Genomic DNA, 17625 nt, shown 5'->3' with positions numbered 1-17625 from the left:
CGGTGTTCGAGGCCGTAATTCCACCCCTTCCGCACCGCGCTGCCCGCCGCCTACCGCTCGTAAATGTACGGGACGGTCGTGCCGAGTCGGACAAAGCCGAGCCGCGACAGGATCGGCTGACTGTCGGGCCGAGCATCGACCTGGAGGTAACGATAACCGCGCTCGGCCGCGAGACGGGTCCTGTACGCGACAAGCGCCCTGTAAACGCCGCGACCACGCCACGCAGGCGCGGTCCCACCGCCCCAGAGGCTGGCGAATTGCGTCCCTCGGTGGAATTCGACCCTGCCAGCGCAGATGGGGACGTCGCCGGCCATCGCGACGACGGCGGCCATCGCCTCGGGCTCCTCTGCCAGCTGGGTCACCAGCCTGCGCTCCAGCGAAGAGTGATCCGTACCGAAGGCCGCCTCGTGCGCCCGGACGATCAGCCGCACGCCCTCGGCATCGGTCACGGGAAGCAGCCGCACGCCTTCGGGCAACACGGCCTCGGTGGGGAGCTCGGCGGTATCGGCGACGAGCAGCGCCTCCTCCGGCTCCGGATGGAAACCGGCAGCGACCAGCCGCTGCCCCAGGTCTGCCGGTCGATCGTGGGTGTAAAGCTTCCACTCGAAGGCACGCCCGAGCGGTGCGAAGCGTGCGATCTGCTCGGCGATCGCGAGGTCCACGGTCGACTCGTCGAGGTCGGACCAGACGATGGTCGCCCAGCTCCCGTCCGAGCCATCCGCCCGTACGGCGTGGCGGGCGAAGCCGGATCGTTCAGTCGCCAGCTCGCCCGAGCGCCCCTGTCTGATCTGCTGGTCAAACAGCGCAAGTACGGAGTCGTGGTCCACGGGGGCACTCCATCACCGAACCATCTCCTTCGCAACAGATCCCGGCCTCGTCCAGGAAACGATGGCTGTCGAGGCCTGGAGCGGGTGCGGGGTGGCGCGGTGCGGGCTCTTGAGGGCGCGGCGGACGCGGAGCGCGCTCGCGGTGCTCGGCTGGACCGCGAGTCGAAGAGCCCTGCGGCGCGTGCTCGCGGGCGCGTGGTGGGCCTGGCGTGCTCGGCCTCGACCAGGTGCGCCTCGGCGGCGAGCTCGCGGTGCGCGGCGGCGGCTCGAAGGGCTCGCCACCCACCGACGACCCCGCGGCGAGCTCGGCGCCCGTGGTGGCGGCGGCGCGCTGGGAACGGGTGCGGGTTCGCGGCGGCGCGCTCGCCGGGGCCGAGGAGCGCGGCACGGGGCACGGGGTCGAGGGCGGCTGGCGAGGCGTCGAGCCGGAGCGGGGTGGCGCGGTATAATACCCGAGTGCCCTCTCGAGGAGCCCCGTGCCCTGACGTCGGGGCACACGGAGGTCACACGGTGTGACGAATCCGGGTCGATGCTCGTAAGCGCGGGGTAGGAAGGCTCGCCAGGCTCGCGCAGGTCGCGTCCGGTCAGCCGGTGGACGGCGACTGCGCCGAGCCCGTGGACGCCCTCCCCGGCCCACCCACGCGACCCGCCGCGCTCGGCACGCCGATGCAGGGACAGCAAGGACGTAATGTAGCCCACGTCACAGTTGACGCCGGCCCTCCGGTGGGAGGAACATCCGGAATCAGGGGAAGGCATGGGGTACGGGCTGAGGGGGAGGGCGAGCGCGCTCGTGCTGTGCGGCTGTGCCTGTGCGCTCGTCAGTAGTGTTCCGGCGCCGGCACAAGCACTCGAGTTCAGCGGCGGCGGCGTGAGCGTGGGCGGGATCCAGGTCGGGATCGAGCCCAGACTTGCGGTGAGTCCCTTCGCCGGGTGGCTCTGGCGCAGCGAGGGGGACTTCCGGCTCGAAGTCCACGACATGCTCAGCATCGTGCCAGGGACAGGCGTAGGGGTCTACGATCGAATGGCCGTCACTCTTGGGTACGCCACGAAGACAACCACCGTCAGCCTCGGGCCGTCCCTGGCGATCTACTCGATGTCGGTGTGTGGTGCCGTGATCTGTGACCGCGTGGTGGGGGTTGCTCCAGGCGGCCGCGCCCAGTCCGACGGGTTCTTCGCCGGGCCTTTGGGCGTATCCACCAGCGCCCATGTGGACTGGGCTGGCGGCAGTAGTCGCGTTCTTCCTGGAAGTCTGGTCGTGATGGTGACCACTGGACCCATTTGGAGATTTGAGGCAAAGTCGAGATGAACAGGATATTTGTTGTTCTGTGCTTCGGTCTCACGGCGTGCAATTACGATGTAGGTGAGTGCTATGTCCGGGGTGAGGGAAACGAAGGCGCCGGCGGCAGCATCATCACGCCGACAGGAGGGGTTGGAGGCTTCGGGTGGCATGTGCCACTGGAGCCGCAAGATCACACGGGCTTCGATGCGGATCCGTGCTCGCAAACCGTGGAATGCACGGTCACGTGGAAGGCGGGGTCGGCTGTTTGCAGTAACCAGGGCGCGGCCGGTAGCTGCACAACGCGGTACCAGGGCGAGCACGCGAGTTTGGACGAAGCCAAGGATCGATGTGAAGAAGCCTCTGGGGTTCGAAACGGCTCCGGAGCGCAGTCGTGCGACGCGTGTCGGTGGGCGACAAGCTCAAGCTCGTCCGACTGCAAAGAGGCATGCAAGGAAAAATGCGATCGGGTATTGGAACTCTGCCGCGACAACTGTCCAAGGCGCGACACGAACTGTCTGAAGAAGTGCATGAACGAGTACAGTCGATGTCTCGTAGACTGCGACAGGAGGTGTAAGTGATGATCGAGCTAACGTTCAGGGTGACCCCCGACGACGGCGAGCCGCGCGATATCCTAGTTCGGATCCACGAACCGACCCGAAACCCTCCGGAGAAAGAGTGGCCTTGGGCTGTCACTGTAGACCTCGATGGGCGCCCATTCACCACATACGGAATGGATCCTCTCAATGCAGTCGAGCACGGAGCCCAGCACGCCGCGATCGTGTTGCGCGGGGTCCATGGCGATGCGCTCGATCCGCCCCTCGAGCCGCGAATGAAGGAGGACGAATGAGCAGCTCGCAGATGCGCCAAGTCTGCCCACAGCCGGAACCGAGGCGTCCTCGGCTTCAGCTCCCGGGGTGTTGCTCGAAGACCGACCGCTCGCCCGGCTGTGAGGGGTAGCAGCGGCTCCGGCCAGCGCGCCTGACCGAGGGCACGGGGGCCGCTGGCTCTTCGGGCGGCATCGACGGACGCTCCGCCGGCTGCTCGTCCTCCCGCCGGGCTCGGCCGCCGCGTCCGCAACGAGCAAGCGAGCGCTCCAGGCCCTTGCCGGTCTCAACGGACAGGGCCGGCAGGTAGCCCGCGTCTTCAGGTACGCCTCGATGTCGTCGGGCAAGACGCTCCGCGTGACCGGCAGGCCGGGGAAACTGCACTTCGCAGGCGACGAGTGCCGCGACGGATAGAGCACGTTCGTCCCGGGCGAGACCAACCCCTGGTTCTCCTTCCCCCCTTACCTGTTCGCCATCCACAGGGCGCCGGCCCGTGCCGATCCGAGCACCGGACGCCTCATCCTCGTCCAGTCTGCGCGCGAGCCCCGCGCGTCCCTGTGGTACCCTCCCGCCCATGGGTACCGCGAACGCCTCCGCCCCTCGACGGCGCTCTGCCCTGCGCCGCGCCCCCGGTGCTGCCCTCCTGCTCGCGGCCTGCGGCCCCGCCCCTACCCTGGGCGACCCGCGCGCGCCGGAGCCGCCGCCCCCCGCCGAGACGGTCTACATCGTCATCCACGATCCGCCCCCGGCGGCAGCCGTGGCCGCCGACGGCTGGGTGCCGGACGAGCCCCGCGGCGAGAGCCCGTTCGAGCGGACGCGCACCTGGATCGGCGATTACGACTGCCCGCAGGGCACGACCGGAATGACGTTCCGGATCCTTCAGGTCAAGGACGACCGGATCAAGGCCGTATTCGACTTCCATCATGCCGCATCCGGCACATCGGGAAAGTACCTCATGATCGGCCGCTACGACCCCGAGACGCGGACCGCGGCCTTCTCGCCCGGCGCCTGGCTCGAGCGCCCTCCCAACTACGTCACCGTGAGCATGAAGGGAGACCTCGCGCTCGATGGCTCGCTCTTCGCCGGGCGCATCGAGCACCCGGAGTGCGGCGCGTTCCGGCTCCGGCCCGCAGGATAGCGCAGGCGCGCCGCGCTCCGCGCGCGACGCGCCTCGGCCCGTCAGGGCGTGCTTGACGGGTCTGCCGGGTCGCTGCCCTCGTCCGCCTCGTCGCCGTCGCGGAAGCCGTCGCCGTCGCGATCGAGGCCGATGCGCTCCCCGGAGCCCGGCGGGGCGCACGTATAGGTCAGCTCGCCGCGTTTGCGCGAAGCCCGATGCCGCAGCGCGGCCCCGGTGATCGGCGGGTCGCAGAGCCGGTTGCCGACGAACAGGCCTGAGCCGACGTAGAGGAAGCCCTCCACTTCATCGCTGTGCAGACCCTTCACCACGAGATCGCACTCGCCCGCGTCGGCCCGCGCGCGCAGGAGATCGATCCGCGGCCCCGCCGCAGCTGCGTTCTGCTTGGTGAGCGTCACCTGCTGTCCCACGATCGGCGCCAGATTGCTGTCGAACGCGAGCAGGAACTGCTCCAGCTCGCGCCTCATCACGTCGCCCTCCGGCCCCGGCGGGAACCCGCCCGGGGTGAGCGGAGACTGGTTGAACCCCATGTCGGGGGTCGCCGAGCTCACGAAGCGGAAGAGCGTGGGCACGCCGCCTTCATTGTTGAAGCCGAAGCCGCGGACCTGATCACCCATGAAATCGTCGCTGCCAGGGAAGAGCTCGTTGTTCGCCATCCCGAACATGCCGACCTTCTGGTACAGATTGCGGAAGTGCGGCGACTTGAAGGCCTCCGTCTCCAGGTCGAAGGTATACCGGCCGTCCCCGCCGAAGAAACCGGGCGCAGCGACGCCGAGCTCCTCGTTCGCGTGGGGGTCGAGCACGTGGCAGGAGACGCAGGTCCCCTCCTCGCTGAAGTCGGACACGTTGTTGAAGAAGAAATCGCGCCCGGCCTGCTGCGCCGGGGTGAGCGAGTTTTCCAGCGCCCGGACCGGGTTGGGCGGGTAAGTGACCTGCAGGATGAAGTCGGCGAACGCCTGCATGTCGGCGTCGGGGATGAACTCGCTCCTCCCCACGAGGTCCGGGAACGCTGCCTGGAACTTCTTGAACGCCGCCACCTCGTCGAACGTCCCGCTGTCCGGGTGGGCGCTCGGCTCCTCGGCGCCCGCGGTGCGATCGCCGCGCCAGTGCATGGGCCCGTGGTTCGCCATCCCCCGGAGGCTCTGCGTCGTCATCGGCCCTTTCATCGGGTGGTGGGTGTCGGGGATCCCGAAGTCCAGCGGGTGTGACTCGAAGGGCCCGGGGATGTCGACGACCACCTCGTCCGGGTTCCCGAGATCCCAGGCCAGGCTGTCGAAATCGCCGTACACGTGGCAGCTCGCGCACGACGAGTCCCCGTGGCTGGACGAGAACGACGCGTCGTAAAGGAACCGGCGACCGGCGACCACGCTCGGCGGCTCGGGGTGATGCATGGGCACGTGCGCGACCTCGGACCTCGTCACCGTGCTGATGACCGAGATCGCGTTATCGAAGCGCGTGATCGTATAAAGACGCCGCTTGGCCTCGTCGAGCAGGAGCCCGGTCGGGCCGCCGCCGGGCACCTGGATCTGGCTGGCGGTGCTCGGCGTGAAGGTGTTGCTCTCGAGGGCGGCGGTGCTGAAGACCCCGATCTTGGACGATCCGATCGTCGCCACGTACAGCGTGCTGCCGTCGCTCGTGACGGCCATCTGCTGCGGCAGGGCGAGGCTCTTCTGGTTCTCGGCGTTCGGGATCGGCGCGCAGCACGCATCGTAGTCGATGTGCTTGTTGAGGTGCCTCGGCGTGACGCTGCCGGCCGGGCCGAGGACGGTGATCCGGCTCTCGTGCAGGTGACCTCGGACGGTCTGGCCGGCGAAGATCCCCGGCCCCTCGAAGCGCTTCTCGTTCCCGGCCTCGGTGTTCGATACGTACACCTTCCCGCTCACCGGGTTGACCGCCATGTTGTAAAGGATGGTGCCGACGCCGGTGTAGACCCCCGCGGCGCCGGGCAGCTGCGCGGGTGGGTTCGCGTTCGCGTTGATCACGAACACGTCCTTGTCGGGCAGCGAGAGCCGGACCAGGTCGTCGAAGGGCCGGTTCAGCTCGTCGACCCAGTGGGCGCCGTTCCACTTGACGATGAGCCCTGTCTCCGGGTGCGGAATGCCCTCGACGTTGGTCGCCGGCCCGGGCACGCCCCCCGCCGCCTCCCCGCCGTTCGGGATCAGGCCCTCGTGGATCGCGGTTGTGCGGTTCCCCGAGTGGAAGGCCGCCGCGTAGACCTTGCTGCCGTCCGGGGTCACCGCCAGCGCCCGCGGGGTGTCGCTGAACAGCGTGATGATCGTGAGCGGCGTGCCCGTGAGCGTCGCGCCGAGGTTGCCGGCGTTGAAGACCCAGACGTCCGCCCGGCCCACGCCTGGGGTGGTGAGCTGGGGATCGAACGGCACGTTCTGGCCCCGGTGGGCCGCCGTGATGAAGGCGCGACCCTTCCCGGGACCGGCGAAGACGATATCGCGCGGCTCGTCGCCCACGAGCAGCGTCCGCACGACCCGGCCGGCATGCGCGCCCTGCGTGAGCTCCACGACGCTCACGCTGTCGGACAGATGGTTGACGACCCAGACCTCGGTATCGCTGCGCGCCGCCACGGCCACCGGCTCGAGGCCGACGGGGATGGAGGCGCGATGCTCGATACCATGGTTCTTGACGCGATATACTTCGAGATGATTGTCAGGGGTGTTGACGGCGAAGAGCAGCTTTCCGTCAGGCGAGAGCGCGAGCGGGCGCACGTGGCCGCTCTCGAAGAGCGTGTAAGGCGACGCCGCCTGGGCCGATCTGCCGGCAGCGAGGCACGCGAGCAGGGTGGAAGTCGTTGCGAGACGGGAGAGGAGTTTGCGCAGAACGGATGGCGAGACCATGAGCCACCTCCGGGAATGAGGGTTTCCTCGGGATGATTAAGACAACGATAAAATGAAAGGTGGGAAGGATCGAGGCTATTCACGGTCCACCCGAATTGCAATATCGCGCCGCGGCTGCGCCAGTAATCGCTACATTCAGTACACTCGCGCCGACATACCTACCGTAGCGTCGCCGCGGGCGCCCGGCAGGGGTCACATTGGCCCAGAAAGAACTCACATGAAGACGGGAAGACGGGAAGATCATTGATCATTTCTCCCGCCTCCCCGCCTTCATGGTCAATTTTGACCACGCCCCGACCGTCTGTACGGTCCGAGGCGCGCGGTGTTCGGTCGTACAGCATCGCGGCGCCGACGAGGTTCATGGTACGGTGCGCCGCATGGAGGGTGGGCTCGCAGGAAGCGCAGCCGTGCGCATGCTGCTGCCGACGCCTCACGGGCCGGCCGAGCGCCGCCCGTACGGCAGGCTCTCCTCACGGCCGCCAGAAGGATCCCTGAGAGACCATGAAGACATCGGCTGTGCGACGCGCCATCGGCTGGCTCACCTTCGCGGCGTCCTGTGTCCTGGTCTCGGCGTGCCAGCCCGAGCCGTCGCGCAGCGACCGCGGCGAGGAGAGGCGCACGCCGCTCCGCTTCAGCCACGGCTACTGGCTCGGGTACTTCCCGCTGTCGATCGCCGAGGAGAAGGGCTTCTTCGACCAGCAGGGCGTTGACGTCGAGCTCCTGTTCAACCCGGATCTGTACGGCATGATCTCCGATTTCACCGCGGGGAAGGTCGACGGCCTGCCATGGACGATGGAGGTCGTCGTGCGCGTCCTCGCGAAGGAGCCGGACGCGCGGGTCGTCCTCTACTCCGGGCAGACGGCGGGCGCCGACGTCATCATGGCGCGGCCGGAGATCGAGAAGATCTCCGACCTGAAGGGGAAGAAGATCGCGGCCAAGACCGGCGCCATGGGCGAGATGCTGGTCGGCGAGATGCTGGAGAGGAACGGCCTCGCCATCGACGACGTGACGCTGGTCAACACGAGCGAGACCGACGTCATCCCGTTCCTGCAAAACGGCACGATCCAGGCTGGGCACACCTGGGAGCCTTACGCGGCGCAGGCGGCGAAAGCCGGCGCCAGGGCGATCTTCTCGAGCAAGGAGACGCCCGGGCTATTCGCCGACTTCACGATCTTCCGCGGCGCGGTGCTGCGCGATCGGCCGGACGACATCCGCGCGTTCATCCGGGCCTGGTTCCAGGCCGTGGAGTACTGGCGGGCCCACCCGCAGGAGGGCAACGAGATCATCGCGAGAGCCCTGAAGATCCCCGCTGGCGATATCAGCACGGATGGGTACGAGTTCTTCTCGCTGGAAGAGGTCCGGCGCAAGTTCGCTCCAGGCAACGATCCCACGTCGCTGGCCCCGCTCGTCAACAAGCACGTGGAGTTTCTCGTGCAGGACGGGCAGCTGGGACGCCGCCCGGACATCCACCAGATCTTCGACTCGTCCTTCCTGCCTCCTGCCACGACGCGCGAGTGAGCGCTGCGAGGCGCCTTCGTGCGCGCCGCGGACAGCGCGCACGCGCCTGAGAGCGCGCCGAGCCGCCCGAGCGCAGACCCATGGAGATTCGACGAACGCAATGAGCCGCGAAATGAAGCAGCAAACCCCTCTGATCACCCTTCGAATGAAGCTGATCGTGGCGCTCTTGACGGTCGCGCTCACGCCGCTCTCGATCCTCACGCTCCTGAACAAGCAGACCAACGAGACGATCCTGACCGAGAACGCCAACCAGGCGCTTGCCGCCGCCGCGTCGCAGGCCGCGACGAGCGTCGACGACTTCATCGAGAGCAACCTGGACGCGGTCCGCGTCGAGGCGCGCCTGCCCGGCCTGACCAATTACTTGATCCTGGGCGACGCGGCCCGGGGGAGCGGGACCGAGGAGCACGCGCTCGCGTCGAGGACGCTGCAAGGGCTCATCCGGAAGGACACGATCAACATTCTCTCCTATGCGCTGCTCGACCACCACGGGCAGAACGTCCTCGACACGGTACAGACGCCCATCGACAAGGACGAGTCCAAGCGGGACTACTTCGTCCGCGCGATGGATACGGGCCTGCCGTACGCCTCGTCGATCGTGTTCGCCGGCGAGGTGCCCCAGCTCGTCTTCAGCAGCGCCGTGCGCGACGCGGCGAACAAGAAGAAGATCATCGGCGTGCTCCGGTGCGTCTACAATGTGTCCGCCGTCCAGCGGATCATCCTGAGCCAGACGCGCCTCCTGGAGGCGTCGGACGCGTTCGCGATCCTCCTCGACGAGCACCACATCCGCCTGGCGCACGGCCGCTCTCCGGAGCGGGTGTTCAAGTCGCTTGTGCCCCTCCCGCCGGACCTTGTCGATCGGCTCAAGGCGGAGCGGCGGCTGCCGGACAAGCCCATCGCGGAGCTGTCGACGAACGTGCAGACTTTCGACGAGGGCCTGCGCCGCTTCGAGCTCGAGAAGGACCCGACGTCGACGGCGTATCGCTTCCTGCGGGCCCGCGTGGCCGAGACGGACGACGACATGAGCGCGGTGGCCCTCGCGCGCGTGAGCGCCTTCGAGGGCATGAAGAGGCCGCCCTGGACCGTGGCGTTCGCGCGGCCCGAGAGGTCGTTCCTCGAGCCGATCGAGGCCAAGACGACGCGCGACGCGCTGCTCCTCGGCTCGCTGATCGCCGGGATCGTGACGGCGGCCGCCATCGTGATGGCGCAGCTCTTGACGAGCCCCATCACCCGCCTCGCGCAGGCGGCGTCCCAGCTGGCCAGCGGCAAGCTGGACACCGTGGTCGAGGTGCGATCGAACGACGAGATGGGCACGCTGGCGGAGGCCTTCAACCAGATGGCGCGCCAGATCCGGGGGTCGTTCGAGGCGCTCGAGGAGCGGGTCGAGCAGCGCACGGCCGAGCTCAAGGAGGCGAAGGTCGCCGCGGACGCCGCCAACAAGGCGAAGAGCGAGTTCCTGGCCAACATGAGCCACGAGCTCAGGACGCCGCTCAACGGGATCCTGGGCTACGCGCAGATCCTCCGGCGCTCGCAGGGGATGCGCGAGCAGGAGCTGCGCGGGCTCAACATCATCTATCAATCCGGCTCTCACCTGCTCACGTTGATCAACGACGTCCTCGATCTGGCGAAGATCGAGGCGCAGACGATGGAGGTCCATGCGAACGATTTCCACCTCCCCTCGCTCCTGCGCTCGACGTCCGAGATCTGCCGCATACGCGCCGAGGAGAGGGGCATCGCGTTCGTCTACAGGCCCGATCCGGAGCTGCCCGCCGACGTGCGCGCCGACGAGCGGCGGCTGCGGCAGGTGCTGATCAACCTGCTCGGCAACGCCGTGAAGTTCACCGAGAAGGGCAGCGTCACGTTCACGATCAAGCGGCTGGGCGACGGAGAGCGTCCGTCGCAAGGCGCCTCGCCGGACGCCGGCGGCGCGGGCCGCGACGCGCCGCGCAGGGCTCACACGGTGCGCTTCGAGATCGAGGACACCGGGACCGGTATCAGCCCGGAGCAGCTCGACCAGATCTTCCTGCCGTTCAAGCAGGCGAGCGACGGCAAGCGCCGCGTCGAGGGGACGGGGCTCGGGCTCGCGATCAGCCAGCGGATCGTGAAGCTGCTCGGCAGCTCCATCGAGGTGAAGAGCGAGCCCGGCAAGGGCAGCGTCTTCTGGATGGATGTGACGCTCGCCGAGTCGCCCCGGCGAACGCAGGCCTCGGCGTCCGGGTCGAAGGCGACGATCGTCAACTACGAGGGCAGGCGGCGGAAGGTCCTCGTGGTCGACGACCAGCCGGAGAACCGCGCGGTGCTCGTGGAGATGCTGGAGTCCGTCGGGTTCGAGACGTCGGAGGCCACGGACGGCAAGGAGGGCCTCGCGGCGGCGTCGGAGCTCGAGCTCGACCTGGTCATCACGGATCTGGCGATGCCGGAGCTCGACGGCTGGGAAATGATGCGTCTCCTCCGGCAGGTGCCGGCTCGGGCAGGCCTCAAGATCTTCGCGTCGTCCGCGAGCGTCTACCTGTCCGATCAGCACAAGAGCCTGGCGGCCGGCGCCGACGATTTCCTGCCGAAGCCGCTGCAGCTGGAGGAGCTCCTCGAGAAGATCCGGCAGCACCTCGCGCTGGAGTGGATCTACGAGCAGCAGGGCGACCCGGGCGCGACGGGCGAGGGTCCGTTCGGCGCGCCGCCGGGATCGAGCTCACCTGAAGCCGCCGGCGAGGGAGCTCCTCAGGTCCTCCCCTCCGCCGAGGAGCTTCGGCTCCTGCTCGAGCTCGCGCACAAAGGGCTCTTCAATCAGGTCCAGAAGCACCTCGACAAGCTCGAACGGACCGATCCGAAGCTCGCGCCGTTTTCCAGACACCTGCGCCACCTGATGAGGGACTTCAGGATGGACGCGGTAGAAGAGTTCATCAAGGAGCACGTACGCAATTGACGACGCTGGAAGGTTCGCGCTCTGGCCGTGGAGATGGGAGCGATGGCGTCCTGGAGGAGAGGATGATGGATGCGAGTGAAGCCGGGACGATACTCATCGTTGACGACAATCCGAGGAACCTGGGCCTCTTGTCCGATACCCTGACGGACTCAGGCTTCGAGGTCGCGGTGGCGGTGGACGGCGTGCGTGCTCTCCGGCTCGCGCAGGAAGGGCTCCCGGATCTCATCCTGCTCGACGTGAAGATGGAAGGGATCGATGGATTCGAGACCTGCCGCCGGCTGAAGAGCGACCCGACCACGAGCGCGATCCCTGTCATCTTCATGACGGCGAGCACGGACCTGTCCGCCGACAGGTTGAAGGGCCTGAACCTCGGGGCCGTCGACTACCTCGCCAAGCCGTTCCTGGACGAGGAGCTGCTCGCGCGCGTCCGGGTGCACACGAAGCTCAGAAAGCTGACGAAGAGCCTCGCGGCGCAGGTGGACGAGCGCCTCGCGGCGGAGTCGGCGTTGCAGCGGCTCACGCAGGATCTGGAGAGGCGCGTCGGCGAGCGCACCGTCGAGCTGGAGCGGGCGCTCGCGGGGCTCACGCAGGCGCAGGCCCAGATGGCGACCGTCATCCGCGCGGCTCAGGCGGTCTCGGGCGAGATCGTCCTCGATGACCTGCTCGACCAGCTGATGCGCCTCACCCTGGAGCACGCCGACGCGCGGAAGTGCGTCCTCGTCCTCTCGCGCGAGCCCGGGCTGGTCATCGAGGCGCTGATCACGAGGGATCTGGACACGGTCCGGCTCGGGCTCTCGACGCCGCTCCAGGCGGACGCGGATCTCGCCGTGTCGCTCGTGGAAGAGGTCGCGAGGACCCGGGAGTCCGTCTTCCTCTGGGACACGCGCCGCGAGGCTCGCCTCGCCGACGCGCGGTACCTCGAGGGGAAGGAGCCGAGGTCGATCCTCTGCCTGGCCATGATGTATCAGGGCGAGCTGATCGGCGTCCTCTACATCGAGGGCGATGCGAGCCGAGAGCCGCTGTTCGCGGCGCAGCTGGAGACGCTCGGGCTCCTGGCCTCCCAGGCGGCGGTGGCCGTGAAGAACGCCCTGCTCTACGCGAACCTGGCGGAGATGGCGTCCGCGCTCCGCGAGTCGAACGAGCGCCTGGAGACCGAGGTCGCGCACCAGACGGAGGAGCTCCGCCGGACGAACGAGCGCCTGCAGCTGGAGCTCACGGAGCGCGCGCGGGCCGAGGGGGCGCGCGCCGCGCTCCAGGAGGAGGTCATCCAGGCGCAGCACGCCCGGCTCGCGGAGCTCTCGACGCCCCTCATCCCGATCACCGATCACATCATGGTGATGCCGCTCATCGGGACGATCGACGTCGCGCGGGCGCAGCAGGCGCTCGAGGCGGCGCTGAACGGAGTCCAGGCGAACCGGGCGCAGGTCGTCATCATCGATGTCACCGGGGTGACGGTGCTCGACTCGGCGGTCGCGGGCACGCTCATGAGCACGGCGGCGGCGCTGCGGCTGCTCGGGGCAAAGACGGTGATCACCGGCATCCGCGCCGAGCTGGCGCAAACGCTCATCGACCTGGGCGTCGATCTGAGCGCCGTCGTGACCAAGGGGACGCTCAAGAGCGGCATCGGCTACGCGTTGAAGCAGGCCGGCGGCGGCGCGGCGGGCCTGCGAGCCGATGGCGAGGGCGCCCGCAACGGCGTCGCTGCCCTGCGCAAGGACAGGCATTGAGCGACCCGCCGCCGGGGCGCAGGGCGCAGGTGGGGCTGCGCCCGGCGCGCAGCCCGCGCTCAGCGGCCGGCGGACAGCGGCCCTGCCATCGCCGGGCCGGCGAGCGCCGCGCGGTACCCGAGGTAGCGCCCGAACGCGCGCATCGCCTGGTTCCAGTGCTTGGGCTGCTTCGCCCGCATCTCCTTCACGCCGACGTCGGCCAGCGCGTCCCCCACGTCGATCCACCGCGGATCGCCCGTCAGCGCGTAGGCGGCGCCGAACGCGGGCACGATCAGCAGGTTGAGGTCGGCGGTCCCGCTGTCGTCGTACGCGTCGGTCTCGCAGCCCCACAGGTACCTGAACGCGCGCCGGTCCGACGTGATCGCCCGCTCGGCGAGCCAGCCCGCCGCGCGCGCCACAACGTCGCGGATCCGCGGGTCGCCGGTGAGCGCGTGGTAGTCCATGAGCGCGTCGACGAGCAGCGCGGTCATGAACGGCGAGCCGCCGCGCGGGCCGCGCTCGCACTCCGACGGGTCGGCGCGATGGAGGTCGTGCTCGAACGCGCCCGACGCGCCCTGCTGTTGCCACGCCACGGTGCCATCGGCGAGCCCGCGCAGCGCCGAGAGGAGCTCCGGCCGCGGGTCGATGGCGTAATAGCTCGACAGCGTCATCATCGCCCAGGCCATGTTGCGCTCGGTCGTGCGCAGCACGTCCTCCTTCTTCCCGCCGGTGAGCGCGGCAAGGTTCAGCCGGAGCGCCTCGCCCATCGCGAGGACCGCCTCCTTTGCCGCCGGGTCGCCGGTGAGCAGGTAATCGTCGAGCATCCCCTGGCCGAGCATGCGCCTTAGGACCTGCCATGAGAGGGGCGCCGCCGGGGTCCAGTCGGCTTTCTCGCACACGTGGACCGCGAGCCGGCGGTCGGGCGAGAACCGGAGCTCGTGCTGCCGGTACCAGACGGCCTCGGCGCGCGCGCGCCGGTACCGGGCGGCGTCGCCGTGCCGGAGGAAGCGCTGATAGAGCGCGTGCGGGCCGTCGTAGTACGTGCGATGCGCGCCCGAGCAGCTGACGCCGTACGTGTCGTAGGCGGGCGTCATGCGGGCGAGCGCGCGCTCGATGCCGCTCTCGAACCCGGGGAAGCGGCGGTCGTCGATGGCGGGGAGCTGCGGCCCGCACACCCGGCTCGCCGCGTACCACGAGGGCGGCAGCACCGCGGCGATCGGGCCGTCCGGGTTCGGCAGGAGCGCCTCGTCGAGCGCGGTCGGCTGAGCGGCCTGGGGGACCTGCGAGGGCTGGGCGGCCTGGGGGGTCTGGGCGACCTGGGGGGCCGGCGGGCCGGTGCGCTGCGAGGGGGATCCCGGTGGAGGAGCGCCGAAGTCCAGCGTGTAGATCGCGCGCTCTCCCGGCGCGAGCGCGGCGCGGAAGACGAGGAGCGCGCTGCGGATCGAGCGGCCCCGGGGCCAGATAGCGAGCGGCTTCGCGCGGAGCGGGACCGCCGCGCCGCGCCCGTCGCGCAGGCGGATGAGCCGGACGTCACGCAGCGCGCCCGGCGCGAACGGCACGGCGGCCGACACGCCGACCTCCGGCGGCAGCGGCGGCGGCGTCGCTCCCGGCGGGCGCTTCGCGGGCGCGGGCGCGCTCGGGGCGGCGTCGGCGACGAGCAGCAGCGGGACCGATCCCTCGGCCGGCTGCGCCGGGCGCGCCGCAGCGACGTGCGCCTGCAGGACGGCCCGCACGCGCGGCTCCACCCGGCGCGCGACGGGCACCCGGGCGGGCGGCCGGCCGCAGCTTATCCAGAGTAGCGGCGCTGCGAGGAGCAGCGCCACGAGCGGGCGGCGGGCGCCGTGCCTCGCCTTTGCGCGCTGCGCATCCATACGGCCTCTGATGACCGCCGCCCCCCGCGCATCGCGGCAGAGCCACCCGGGGCAGGGCCGGGCCGCGAGGAACCCGGCCGCTCAGGCGCGGAGCGCTTGCCCGGTCGCGCCCGCCGGCTTCCGACGCCCGCCGCCGTCGTCGCTCGGCTCGATTGCCCAGTCCAGGTACTGTTCCGACCAGCGACGGCAACCCCTCGCGCCAACCGCGAGCGAGCCGGATAGCACCGAGGCGCGAATTCCAAGGCCAAGACAACTTCCGAACTGAGCCCAGCGAGAGCGCGGAACAGGTCAAGCCGAACCGCTAAGCACTGCCTACTGCGGGAAGTTGCCCCGGTTCAGCAGAAAAACCGCCATGGCGCCAAGGCCGCCAAGAGGAGAGAAGAAGGGCCGCCCCGGCATTTCTTCTCCTACTCCTCTGGTTTCTTGGCGCTCTTGGCGTCATGGCGGTTCGCTTCGCAGCCCGACTTCCCGCAGTCATGTTAGGAAGAGCCCCGCAGCTGTAGAGCAAAGACGGCTGCTCTGTGGTTCCTTCCCTCACCGTTCGTGCACGACCACGTTCGCGTTGAGGTCCGCGCTCGGTCGACAGCCATGCTCCCGGAGAGAGAGGGAGGGCTCGGGCGGACCCTGCTCCAGCGCGATCTATCCGGCGTCCCCGCGAGCGCCTCTGTCGTGCCAGCAGGCCAGTCCTCCTCGGCCCGCCGCGCCCGCCGCGCCGGGCCCGGATCGACGCAGCCTCGTCGTTCCCTGCGCCGCGAGGGTTGCGTTCGGAGCGCACGGCCACTTCCTGTCTCGTTTCCGACAGCCGCGTGTTTGCCGGGTTCGTCGTCCTCTCCTATCCTATGCGATTCGCTCGCTCGCGCTGCTTACATGCAGCGAGCCGGGACGAAGGGGGGGTTGTAATGAACAGAAATTTTCTGGTCGCGGGGTCGCTCCTCGCGGTCGCAGGGTGTGCTGCGAACGTGGACGATCCCGGCGCGAGCGGATCGGACGGCGCAGACGAAATCGAGGCAGCGCCCGGGCGGCTCCGGGCGGGTGACGTCATCGCGTACGAGGCCGAGACGTCCCACCCGTATGCGGGAGGCTGGAAGCAGGCGATCACGTCGCCGGGGGCCGCGTTCGTGCGCGTGCACTTCACCGGTTTCTCTCTCGCGAAGGGCGATTATGTCACCGTCTCGAGCCCCGACGGATCTCGGTCGTTTCGGTACGAGGACCGCGGCCCGAACGGCGACGGTGATGTCTGGGCGTTTGCCATCGACGGCGAGACAGCGGTCGTCGAGCTGCACAGCAGCACCGGCGGAGGCCACGGATTCTCGATCGCGGACATCGGCCACGGGACGATCGAGCTCGACCCGGATCTCGCGAGCTCCGGCGAGGCGATGCCGCGCAGCGTCCCCCTCGCGTGGCCGCCCCTCGGAGGCACGCCGGAGGTGGTGTGCGCCACGGACGGTCGCGAGGACATCGCGTGCCACTCGGAGCTCGACGCCCAGCAGAGGCCTGTGGCGCGGCTGCTCTTCATGAGCGGCGGGGGCATGTTCGTGTGCACGGGCTGGCTGATCGCCGGGATGAACGACAGCACGCTCATCACCAACAACCACTGCATCAGCACCGAGGGCGAGGCGGACACCCTCGAGGCCCGCTTCGGCTACCAGAGCACGACCTGTGGCGGCTCGAGTCTGGCGGTCTCCGCGAGCTTCGCCGGCGACACTCTCCTCAAGACGAACAGCCGGAACGGCTCCCTCTTCGCAGGCGGCCTCGATTACACGCTGATCACGCTGCAGGGCAGGCCCGAGGCGACCTGGGGCGAGCTCATCCCGACGACGAGGGCGCCCCGCGTCGGCGCCCCCATCAACTTCATCCAGCACCCCGGCGGGAGCCCGAAGAAGGTCGCCTACTGGAAGGATCGGGCACATACCATCCGCTGCCAGATCGACGCGATCGATCAGACCTACTACCGCACGGCCCTGCGATCGCAGACCGGCTACTCGTGCGACAGCGAAGGGGGATCGAGCGGGTCGCCGATCGTCCATGGCGAGACGGGCAAGGTGGTCGCGCTCCACCACCTCGCCAACGTCGGTCTGTTCACCTGCCGGAACGGGGGAACAGAGATGTCCGCGATCTGCACGGACGCAGGCGGGCTCCTCCGCTGCGCGAGCGATTGAGCGAGACGCTCCCCGCCGGCCCCGAACCGCTCCAGCGCCGGCATCTGAGGAGACACCACTACGGGACGGACATCGGCATATCACCGCGTCAGCACGAATGCGACGAGCAACATGATAATCACGGAGACGACGCAAATGTGAGGCGTGAGCGCGGGCAGTCGTACCTTTCGCGTATCACACCCTCGTTGATCTCGTGGGTCCACATCGTGAACAGCTTGCGGGTCGGGACCATTCGGATCGTCAGCCCGATGAGGGAGAACGAGTGCAGGGCGAGCATGGAAGTCAGTGTGAAACCGCGCTGCTGGCCGAACGCGACCATGCCGATACCGCACCCAAAAATGATGAGTGGATATGTCATCCGGAATTTCCGGAGGGGGATCCACATCGCCATGGTGGAGCAGTAGATCACGGTGGCTGCCGCGGCCATCAGCCACAGCCACCCAGCGGCAACGGACGCGAACACGAACGTGGTGTCCTTCCGGGAGAAAGGTGCAGGGGCCGGCGACGAACACCAGCCCCTGCTGGTCAGTTTACGTG

General features: G+C 69.0%; 12 protein-coding genes. 8 read left to right on the top strand and 4 right to left on the bottom strand.

The annotated features are described in order from the left end of the window. Positions 1–50: 50 nt before the first annotated feature. Positions 51–827, bottom strand: coding sequence for a GNAT family N-acetyltransferase (locus WMF36_RS10170; RefSeq protein ID WP_437579409.1), 777 nt, complete (start codon positions 825–827; stop codon positions 51–53). A 209-nt stretch (positions 828–1036) separates the two neighbouring features. Between WMF36_RS10170 and WMF36_RS10165 the strand changes: the two genes are divergently transcribed. The 4 genes from WMF36_RS10165 (at position 1037) to WMF36_RS10150 (ending at position 4068) form a co-directional block, all read left to right on the top strand. Beyond that, complete coding sequence (locus WMF36_RS10165; protein WP_437579408.1) at positions 1037–1276, top strand: hypothetical protein; 240 nt, start codon at positions 1037–1039, stop codon at positions 1274–1276. A gap of 305 nt (positions 1277–1581) precedes the next feature. Further along, positions 1582–2133: a hypothetical protein gene (locus tag WMF36_RS10160; RefSeq protein ID WP_437579407.1), complete on the top strand. Its 552-nt coding sequence runs from the start codon at positions 1582–1584 to the stop codon at positions 2131–2133. A 550-nt stretch (positions 2134–2683) separates the two neighbouring features. Beyond that, on the top strand, positions 2684–2953 hold the full coding sequence (locus tag WMF36_RS10155; RefSeq protein ID WP_437579406.1) for a hypothetical protein: 270 nt from the start codon (positions 2684–2686) through the stop codon (positions 2951–2953). Positions 2954–3504: 551 nt separating this feature from the next. Beyond that, a complete protein-coding gene (locus tag WMF36_RS10150) occupies positions 3505–4068 on the top strand; it encodes a hypothetical protein (RefSeq protein WP_437579405.1) in 564 nt (187 codons plus the stop codon). A gap of 41 nt (positions 4069–4109) precedes the next feature. Here WMF36_RS10150 and WMF36_RS10145 read toward each other — a convergent pair whose 3' ends face one another. Next, positions 4110–6914, bottom strand: a complete 2805-nt coding sequence (locus tag WMF36_RS10145; protein WP_437579404.1) for a hypothetical protein — start codon at positions 6912–6914, stop codon at positions 4110–4112. A gap of 501 nt (positions 6915–7415) precedes the next feature. Here WMF36_RS10145 and WMF36_RS10140 point away from each other — a divergent pair. From WMF36_RS10140 to WMF36_RS10130, 3 genes are all read left to right on the top strand, one after another. After that, positions 7416–8432: an ABC transporter substrate-binding protein gene (locus WMF36_RS10140; protein ID WP_437579403.1), complete on the top strand. Its 1017-nt coding sequence runs from the start codon at positions 7416–7418 to the stop codon at positions 8430–8432. A gap of 112 nt (positions 8433–8544) precedes the next feature. Next, positions 8545–11352, top strand: coding sequence for an ATP-binding protein (locus WMF36_RS10135; protein WP_437579402.1), 2808 nt, complete (start codon positions 8545–8547; stop codon positions 11350–11352). A 62-nt stretch (positions 11353–11414) separates the two neighbouring features. Continuing rightward, a complete protein-coding gene (locus tag WMF36_RS10130; protein WP_437579401.1) occupies positions 11415–13079 on the top strand; it encodes a response regulator in 1665 nt (554 codons plus the stop codon). A 59-nt stretch (positions 13080–13138) separates the two neighbouring features. Here the strand turns inward: WMF36_RS10130 and WMF36_RS10125 are convergent, their stop codons facing one another. Further along, complete coding sequence (locus tag WMF36_RS10125; RefSeq protein WP_437579400.1) at positions 13139–14929, bottom strand: hypothetical protein; 1791 nt, start codon at positions 14927–14929, stop codon at positions 13139–13141. An 899-nt stretch (positions 14930–15828) separates the two neighbouring features. On the opposite strand from WMF36_RS10125, the gene WMF36_RS10120 reads away from it, so the two are divergent. After that, a complete protein-coding gene (locus WMF36_RS10120) occupies positions 15829–17088 on the top strand; it encodes a trypsin-like serine peptidase (protein WP_437579399.1) in 1260 nt (419 codons plus the stop codon). Positions 17089–17206: 118 nt separating this feature from the next. On the opposite strand, the gene WMF36_RS10115 is transcribed toward WMF36_RS10120, so the two are convergent. Next, positions 17207–17551, bottom strand: a complete 345-nt coding sequence (locus tag WMF36_RS10115; protein ID WP_437579398.1) for a hypothetical protein — start codon at positions 17549–17551, stop codon at positions 17207–17209. Between the last annotated feature and the right edge of the window lie 74 nt (positions 17552–17625).

Source organism: Sorangium sp. So ce887 (genome assembly GCF_051521455.1).
Classification (GTDB): domain Bacteria; phylum Myxococcota_A; class Polyangia; order Polyangiales; family Polyangiaceae; genus Sorangium.
The sequence above is the reverse complement of the archived record's forward strand: the minus strand, read 5'-3'. Positions and strand labels throughout refer to the sequence as shown.